Source organism: Cupriavidus basilensis (genome assembly GCF_029335485.1).
In the GTDB taxonomy this organism is placed as follows: Bacteria; Pseudomonadota; Gammaproteobacteria; order Burkholderiales; family Burkholderiaceae; genus Cupriavidus; species Cupriavidus basilensis_E.
Genome location: NZ_JARJLM010000556.1, coordinates 1 through 7,067 on the forward strand (window position 1 = coordinate 1; position 7,067 = coordinate 7,067).

Annotated in this window: 6 protein-coding genes, 1 pseudogene and 1 riboswitch; of the genes and pseudogenes, 5 read left to right on the forward strand and 2 right to left on the reverse strand. The window is 68.1% G+C overall.

All coding sequences use genetic code 11. The features are described from left to right. Nucleotides 1–115 precede the first annotated feature (115 nt). Nucleotides 116–338 (reverse strand): annotated as a pseudogene (gene hfq, locus P3W85_RS34525) (RNA chaperone Hfq); the annotation flags it as partial. Between the two features lie 364 nt (nt 339–702). Next, nucleotides 703–827: riboswitch (glycine riboswitch) on the forward strand. 48 nt (nt 828–875) lie between these two features. On the opposite strand from hfq, the gene P3W85_RS34530 reads away from it, so the two are divergent. The 4 genes from P3W85_RS34530 (at nt 876) to P3W85_RS34545 (ending at nt 6,192) form a co-directional block, all read left to right on the forward strand. Continuing rightward, nucleotides 876–2,198, forward strand: a complete 1,323-nt coding sequence (locus P3W85_RS34530; RefSeq protein WP_035814936.1) for a D-amino acid dehydrogenase — start codon at nt 876–878, stop codon at nt 2,196–2,198. 97 nt (nt 2,199–2,295) lie between these two features. Next, nucleotides 2,296–3,219, forward strand: a complete 924-nt coding sequence (locus P3W85_RS34535; protein WP_276268066.1) for a LysR substrate-binding domain-containing protein — start codon at nt 2,296–2,298, stop codon at nt 3,217–3,219. Nucleotides 3,220–3,628: 409 nt separating this feature from the next. Beyond that, nucleotides 3,629–4,936 (forward strand): MFS transporter, encoded by a 1,308-nt coding sequence (locus P3W85_RS34540; protein ID WP_276268067.1) that lies wholly within the window; start codon nt 3,629–3,631, stop codon nt 4,934–4,936. Between the two features lie 62 nt (nt 4,937–4,998). Continuing rightward, nucleotides 4,999–6,192: a M20 aminoacylase family protein gene (locus P3W85_RS34545; protein WP_276268068.1), complete on the forward strand. Its 1,194-nt coding sequence runs from the start codon at nt 4,999–5,001 to the stop codon at nt 6,190–6,192. Between the two features lie 85 nt (nt 6,193–6,277). On the opposite strand, the gene P3W85_RS34550 is transcribed toward P3W85_RS34545, so the two are convergent. Continuing rightward, nucleotides 6,278–6,637 carry a winged helix-turn-helix transcriptional regulator gene (locus P3W85_RS34550; RefSeq protein ID WP_276268069.1) on the reverse strand — a complete coding sequence of 120 codons (360 nt, stop codon included), beginning with the start codon at nt 6,635–6,637 and terminating at the stop codon, nt 6,278–6,280. Between the two features lie 76 nt (nt 6,638–6,713). Here P3W85_RS34550 and P3W85_RS34555 point away from each other — a divergent pair. Further along, nucleotides 6,714–7,067: YybH family protein (locus P3W85_RS34555; protein ID WP_276268070.1), on the forward strand; the 354-nt coding region annotated here is incomplete at its 3' end.

A 7,067-nucleotide genomic window follows, 5' to 3' on the forward strand; every position in this document is an offset into this window, starting at 1 on the left:
GGCGGGAGCTACTCGTTGCCGCCACCAAGCGCCAGCGGACGGCGTTTTCGCGTCACCACCAGAGGCGTTTTGGTCTCGCCGTCGGTGTTGTTCGTGCGGGCCGGGCGCGCGGCGGAGGCAGCGGGCCGCGTCCCCGTGTCCAGCTGGATAGTGGATATCGCTTGCTTGTAGATCGCCTGCATGCCGCCAGGCGTGCTAAGCATCACTACGAACGGGTCGAACGACTCGATGGAGCCGATCAGCCTGATACCGTTGACCAGATAGACCTGAACACGCTTTCGCTCTTTGCGCAGTGTGTTCAGAAAGCCATTCTGCGGATTGGAGTCTTCGAGCTGCATTGGATATCGGAAATTGGAACATGCGGGGCGTGGCCGCTGGGTATGAGGTGTAGCGATGCACAACATCGGTGCCCGCACATTGGTGTAGCGCGCCCATGCTGCGCGCTCCGTAGCATGGCGCATCGCGGTAGTGGATGCCGGCCATTCTATCGCATGCCGGGATGCAGCACGGCTTGATAGTGGTCAAGCCGCTTCCGTTCGGCCGGCCAACCGCCCGGCGCGAGGCAGGGCCGGCCCCCATTGCGGTCACGCCTGCCCCATGTTAATGTGCGCCATCCAGGAGAACGAGGCGCCCCCGTCATATCTAGGCGGGCCCCTCTACCGAAGGCGTACCCCTGAAACGCTCAGGTGCAAAAGACTGGAGACCGATAAAACTGGAGAGCGCCGGACCGGATCACCAAGGTGAACGGCATGCGGCCGCCGAAGGGGCAAGCCGGTACCCGTGGTGGGTGCGGCGAATCTCTCAGGCAAAAGGACAGTGGGGGCAGACAGGCCGGATGGCCTGCCTGCCCCTTTTTGCTATCCGGAGCCTGAAGAATGAAAGTCATCGTAATGGGGGCCGGCGTGATCGGCATCGCCTCGGCGTGGTACCTGGCCCGTGCCGGGCATGAGGTGGTGGTGCTGGAGCGCAATGCGGGCGCCGCCCGGGAGACCAGCTTTGGCAATGGCGGCCAGATCTCGGTCAGCCATGCAGAGCCGTGGGCCAACCCGGCCGCGCCGCTGAAGATGCTGCGCTGGCTGGGGCGCGAAGATGCCCCGCTGCTGTTCCGCCTGCGCGCCGATCCGGCCCAATGGTCATGGGGCCTGAAGTTCCTGCGCGAGTGCTCGGCGAAACGCTCCACCCACAATATGATCCAGTTGCTCAACCTGGGCACCTACAGCCGCGCCAGCCTGCAGGCGCTGCGCGCGGAAACCGGCATCGAGTACGACCACCTGACCCGCGGCATCCTGCATTTCTACACCAGCCAGAAGGAATTCGACGCCGCCATCGAGCCGGCGCGCATCATGCGCGAACTGGGCTGCGAGCGGCGCGTGATCAGCCCGGAGGAAGTCGTGCGGCTGGAGCCGGCGCTGGCCAATATCGCGCCGCGCCTGGCTGGTGCCACCTATACCAGCGAGGATGAGTCCGGCGACGTACACCGCTTCACCACCGAACTGGCAGCCCGGTGCGAGGCGCTTGGCGTACGCTTGCGCTATGGCGTGCGGGTGCAGCGCCTGCATGCCGAAGGCGGCAGCATGCGCGGCGTGGAAATCGCCGACGAGACCGGCGGCTACCAGATCGAAAGCGCCGATGCCTATGTGCTGGCGCTGGGCAGCTTCAGCCCGATGCTGGCGCGCCCGCTGGGGGTGAAGCTGGACATCTATCCGGCCAAGGGCTACTCGGCGACGCTGCCTGTGCTCGACGGCGAGCGCGCGCCAAGCGTGAGCCTGACCGACGACGAATACAAACTGGTGTTCTCGCGTTTCGGCGACCGCCTGCGCATAGCGGGCACCGCCGAACTCAACGGCTATGCGATGGACCTGAACCCGGTGCGCTGCGAAGCCATCGTCAAGCGCACGCTGGACGTGTTCCCGGGCATGAGCCGGCCTGAACTGGCCAGGTTCTGGACCGGCCTGCGCCCCGCCACGCCGGGCAACGTGCCGTATATCGGCGGCTGCGCCATCGACGGCCTTTACCTGAATACTGGCCACGGCACGCTGGGCTGGACGCACGGCTGCGGCTCGGGCCGCGCCATCGCGGACATCATCAGCGGGCATGTGCCGGAGGTGGATTTCGCCTTCAGCGGTGCGCTGCCGACGCCCGCAACACACCGTCGGGCAACGCTGGCGGCAAGCCCGGCCAGCGTCACGACACACTAAGGCCGCCATCCGCCGCGCACGGCAGCGCCAGGCGCCCGGCCCCTTGGGCCGGGCGTTTTGCCGTTACCATCTCCGACCACGACTTTTGCAGGCCCCCATGAAGCTCAACCAGCTGCGCGCCCTGGCCGCCGTTGCCGAATCCGGCAGCATCCAGGAAGCCTCGCGCATCCTCCACCTGACGCAGCCGGCGCTGAGCAAAGCCATCAAGGAACTGGAGAGCAGCGTAGGCGCGGCGCTGTTCGTGCGTTCGAGCACAGGAATCCGCCTGACCCCCTACGGCCAGCGCCTGGTCACCCACGCGCGGCTGATCAGCGAGAACGTGCGCCGCGCGCGCGACGACCTGGAGGACATGAAAGGCACCGTGGCGAGCGAGATCACGGTGGGCGTGACGCCGGTCACCGCGATGATGCGGCCGATGGCGGCCTGCCTGAGCACCTTCCGCCGCGAGTTTCCCAATGCCCGCCTGCGCGTGCAGGAAATGCGGCCGACGCAGTTGCTGGAACACCTGCGCGAAGGCACCATGGACTTTGCCGTGACCTCGCAACTGCTGCCGGCGGACCGCGGGCTGGACTGCACCCAGGTCTGCCGCCTGCCCACCATCATCGCGGCGCGGCGTGGGCACCCTCTGCGCGCGGCGCGCTCGGTGCGCGCGCTGCAGCAGGCCGACTGGCTGGCGGCTGACCCGCTCTCCGATACGGCTTCGCCCTTCCATCAACTGTTCGCGGGCAACGGCCTGGACTCGCCCACGCGCGTGATCGAATGCTCGTCGATGGGACTGGCGCTGGAACTCTGCTGGCAGGTGGATACCCTGGTACTGCTATCCAGCGAATCGCGAGCCAGCAGGATCATCACCGAAACCATGGATTTCATCGACGTGGCCGAACCCGTGCCCGACCGCATCGTCTCGCTGGTCACGCGCGACCGGCACGTGCTGACGTGGGCCGCGGCACGCCTGCATGACGCCCTGCTGCAGGCGCTTGCCAGCCACTATCCGGCTTTGCACGAAGGCGCCGCGCCATAAACGGCGCCATTCCGGCGCCGCCAAACCCAATAAAAATCAAATAGTTACACCCAAGGGAAGCTGGCGGAAAGCGGTCAACCGACGCCGGCAGGGCGCCTGCCCTGCCGCCTGGGCCAACTGCGGACCACCGCCACGCCTCACCCTGACGCCCCCTTCCCTCTGTTTGGCCGCGCACGAGCCGGGTCGTCGACAGCACACATGCCGGCCACGCCGCCAGCCGGGTGCCAGTCTGCCACCCAGGCCGCATGGACGGGCACGGTGGCGGGTATCGCCCGCCATTCCCGATGCGCATACCCATGAAAAAAAGCGAAGTGCGTATCCGGGGCACGGCTCTTACCATGCCCCAACACCAAGAGAAACGGGGCCGCGCCGCACCCGTTCCCTATCTGGCCCACCCGAGGAGCAAAGCATGACCACCGCGCCCACCGCGCTATCCAGCCACGCCGGCAACGCGCCCGCCGCTATCGCAGTCGACCGGCCGCACTCGCGCCGCGCCGTCATCGCCGCCGCGATCGGCAATGGGCTGGAGGTATACGACTTCACCGTGTACAGCTTCTTCGCCGCCACCATCGGCAGGCTGTTCTTTCCGTCCAGCAGCCCGCTCGCGTCGCTGCTGCTGTCCTTTGCCACCTTTGGCGCCGGCTTCGTGATGCGCCCGCTCGGCGCGGTGCTGATCGGCAACCTGGCCGACCGGCGCGGACGCAAGGCGGCGCTCACGCTCACCATCCTGCTGATGAGCGCCGGCACGGCGCTGATCGCCTTCACGCCCTCCCACGCCAGCATCGGCGTGGCCGCTACCGTGCTGGTGGTGCTCGGCCGGCTGCTGCAAGGCTTGTCGGCGGGCGGCGAAATCGGCGCCGCATCGGCCCTGCTGCTGGAATCCGCGACGAAGCGCAACCGCTGCTTCCTGGTGAGCTGGCAGGCCGCCACGCAAGGCGGCGCCGCGCTGCTCGGGGCGCTCACCGGCGCTGCCGTATCGGCCCTGCTCAGCCCCGAAGCCATGCACGACTGGGGCTGGCGCCTGCCGTTCCTGCTGGGCCTGCTGATCGCGCCGGTCGGCATGTATATCCGCCGCCATCTGCAGGAAACCCATGAAGGCGGCGGGCAGCACGCCGGCATCGGCGCGGTGTTCCGCGAGCACGGCCGCACGCTGCTGCTGGGCATGCTGCTGATGACCGGCAGCACCTCGTCGATGTACATCATGGTGTTCTACATGCCCACCTATCTGGTGAGCGCGCTGCACATGCCGCCGGTCACCGCCTTCCTGGCGGCGTGCATGGCTGGTCTCGCCATGCTGGTGGCAGCCCCTCTGTTCGGCAGGCTGGCCGACCGCCTGCCGCGCCGCAAGCCCTTGCTGTTTGCCGGCGGGCTGGCATCGACGGCGCTGGTGTACCCGAACTTCCTGCTGCTCTCGTCGGGCCCTGGCCTGCCGCTCACCGTGGCGCTGATCGGCGCCGCCGTGGCCCTGATGTCGGTCGGCAGCGGCGCGGGCGCCGCCCTGATGATGGAAGCCTTCCCGCGCCACCATCGCGCGACCGGCATGTCGGTGATGTACAGCCTGGGCGTGACGGTGTTCGGCGGCTTCGCCCCGCTGATCGTCACCTGGCTGATCGGTGCCACCGGCAGCAATATGGCGCCGGCCTGGTACCTGCTCGCCTCGGCGTGCATCAGCCTGTGCGCGCTGGCGCTGTTCCCCAGCCACCCTGGCCGCGACTGAAGCGCGGCAAGACACGGTTTCCCTGTCCGACATCCAACCGCACCATCGAGGATCGTACCGTCATGACCCAGAACCCGGGCAATGTCCCGTCCGCACTGATCGAATCCGCCGCGCGCTTCGCCGAGCTGCGCCACCGCATCCACGCCCATCCCGAGCTTGGCGCCGACGTGCCGCGCACGGCCGACATGGCTGCCGCGCTGCTGCGCGAGTGGGGCTACGACGTGCACACCGGCGTGGGCGGCCACGGCGTGGTGGCGCAACTGAAGCTCGGCAACGGCACCCGGCGCATCGGCATCCGTGCCGACATGGACGCGCTGCCGCTGCAGGAGCGCACCGGCCTGCCCTACGCCAGCCAGGTGGCCGGCCGCATGCACGCCTGCGGGCACGATGGCCACACCGCCACGCTGCTGGCCGCGGCCGAATACCTGGCGGCGACCCGCAACTTCGACGGCACGCTCAACCTGATCTTCCAGCCGGACGAGGAAGGCATGACCGGCGCGCTCGGCATGATGAACGACGGCCTGTTCGAACGCTTTCCCTGCGATGCGATCTACGCCTTCCACAATGCGCCGGGCCTCCCGGTAGGCATGGCGGTGGTGCAGAGCGGCCCGATGGGCGGCTCGTCGGACCGCGCCGCCATCACTTTCCGCGGCAAGGGCGGCCATGGGGCCATGCCCCACCGCGCCGCCGATCCGACGCTGGCCCTGGCGGCTACCGTGATGGCGCTGCAGGCCATCGTGGCGCGCAACGTGGCGCCGGTCGATGCCGGCGTGATCAGCGTGGGCCAGATGCAGGCCGGCAGCACCCACAACATCATCCCCGAGACCGCGACGCTGAAGCTGACCGTGCGCGCCACCGTGCCGGAAGTACGCGACCTGCTGGAAAGCCGCATCCGCGAGGTGGTGACGCACCAGGCCGCCTCCTATGGCGTGGCGGTGGACATCGATTACGAGCGCCTGGCGCCCGCGATCTGCAATACCGTGGAAGAGGCCGCCGTCGCCCGGCAGGCCGTGGCCAGCGTGCTGGGCAGCGACAAGGTGATCCAGGTGCCGCCGTCGATGCAGATGGGCAGCGAGGACTTCGCCTGGATGCTGGAGAAGGTGCCAGGCTGCTACTTCGCGCTGGGCAATGGCACCGGCGAGTGGGTCGGCTGCTCGATCCACAATGACGGCTACGACTTCAACGACCAGTTGATTCCGCTTGGCGCGGCATGCTGGGTCGCGCTGGCGGAAGGCTACCTGCGCAGCGGCGCCTGAGGCCCGCCACGGGCGGTGCCCAGCGCGCCGCCCAGAAGACCCTGGGGCGAACCTGCCCGGGCCTGATTGCCTCGCTCTCGCAGCCTCAGTCGCAAGCGTCCTCCCTGGCCCAGACGTCCAGCCGGTCCAGCACGCCGATCAGGCGCGCGCCCTTCGGGGATAGCTGGTAGACGGTGCCACGCGGAAACGTTGCCGTTGCCAGCCTGACGATCAGGCCGCGCAGCAGCAGTCCGTCCAGACGCTCGCTCAGCACCTTGGACGCAATCCCCGGCAAGCATTGCTCCAACTCGCCAAAACGCTTCTCCCCGGCCGACAGGTGCCAGAGCACCAGGGCATTCCAGCGGTGTCCGAGAAACGCCAGCCAGTCCTCGACCGGGCACTGGACAGGCCGGCGCGGGCATGGCTGTTCCGCTTCGATCCAGGCTGCATTGCCTTCCCCTGCCACATCCGCTCCTTCCCGTTTGGTAGGTACTGCACCGCCGCGCTACTGTCGCGGCTTTTCGACGGGAAGGATAACGCCAATGTACAAAGTGATGCACCCCAAGGGGATGAACGAAACGTTCGCGCGGGCGTTCAACAGCCGGGACCTGCGGAATCTGCTCTGCCTCTATGAGCCAGGCGCGAAGCTCTGCACCGACGGCACCGGCACCGTCCTGGGCGACGAGGCGCGGATCGCCGCGGCGCTGGAGCAGCTCCTGCTGCTGCCGGGCACCATGGTGTCGCGCAACCACTTCTGCATCGAGCATGGCGATATCGCACTGCTGCGGGCGGACTGGCGCCTGCTCGATACGGCCGGGACTTCGGTTGCCTGCGGCAGTTCGTGCGAGGTGGCGCGCAGGCAGGCGGATGGCAGCTGGCGCTATGTGATCGACCAT

Coding starts and splice junctions, on each gene's coding strand:
- P3W85_RS34540 (WP_276268067.1), top strand. CDS start 3,629: ATGACCACCGCGCCCACCGCGCTATCCAGCCACGCCGGCAACGCGCCC.
- P3W85_RS34530 (WP_035814936.1), top strand. CDS start 876: ATGAAAGTCATCGTAATGGGGGCCGGCGTGATCGGCATCGCCTCGGCG.
- P3W85_RS34535 (WP_276268066.1), top strand. CDS start 2,296: ATGAAGCTCAACCAGCTGCGCGCCCTGGCCGCCGTTGCCGAATCCGGC.
- P3W85_RS34545 (WP_276268068.1), top strand. CDS start 4,999: ATGACCCAGAACCCGGGCAATGTCCCGTCCGCACTGATCGAATCCGCC.